The organism is Providencia sp. AGC89 (assembly GCF_053543535.1).
The window spans coordinates 1-779 of the sequence record NZ_JBIXLP010000088.1; the positions used below are offsets into that span (position 1 = coordinate 1).

1 protein-coding gene and 1 pseudogene are annotated in these 779 nt (G+C 40.7%); both read right to left on the minus strand.

The genetic code is table 11. The features are described 5' to 3' along the window. Positions 1 to 311, minus strand: a pseudogene (locus ACIPUA_RS17955) (RepA family replication protein); the annotation flags it as partial. A 248-nt stretch (positions 312 to 559) separates the two neighbouring features. Continuing rightward, on the minus strand, positions 560 to 779 hold a 220-nt coding region (locus ACIPUA_RS17960), incomplete at its 5' end, for a ParB family protein (protein ID WP_449059943.1).

Consider the following 779-nt stretch of genomic DNA (forward strand, 5'->3'; position numbering starts at 1 on the left):
CGGTACAACTGACCACACAGCTCCGCCAATTTTTCCACTGAACACATCACTTCAAAGAGCGCATCACTTTCAGGGTTGTAATCCGCATAGGCAATCATGGCCATTGCTAACGCATCAAAGGTTTCGCGACGCTCTGAACGCACGGATATCCGTTGCTTTCGACTGTATCGCAGTTGATAAATATGGGGGTTTCGGTTCCAATCGTGACGCTTTAACGCCGCCGCAAAGCGGCGCACAGGCACCAATTTCGGTAATTGACCTAAAAATCTTGGCGCAAAATGTCGATGAATTTTACCAATAGAACTGGTCATCACCGTCCTTTTTATATTATCCATCCTTTTTTGCGCTTATGTAGCACATAAGGAGTTGAATTTTGTTTTGCATAATTCTATACTCCCTATCAGGAAGCTAACCTTTTCCTGACAGAATTACGTTGAGCCCTCAAAATCTTTCCTCAGTCCGCCAAGATAGAGAAGATTTTGGGGGTTTTACTTTCTAGAGATAAAACTCTCCAATAACCACCTTATAGCGTGGCAACTCCACTTTTTTACATATCTTCTTACATTGCCTTCATTGTTGAATAATATGCATTAATAATAGATTGAATAGATTGGTCTAATTCATCTTGTACCTGTTTGGGAATACGATTAAATTCGTAGCTGAACCCGCGGTCTTTTACTCGTTTCCTCGCATAGGTATTCTTATCCTCAAATTCCCAAAGAGGTTTTACCGTCGTTTCCTTTTTTTTACTCTTAGATACAAGTTGCTCTGTAATATTT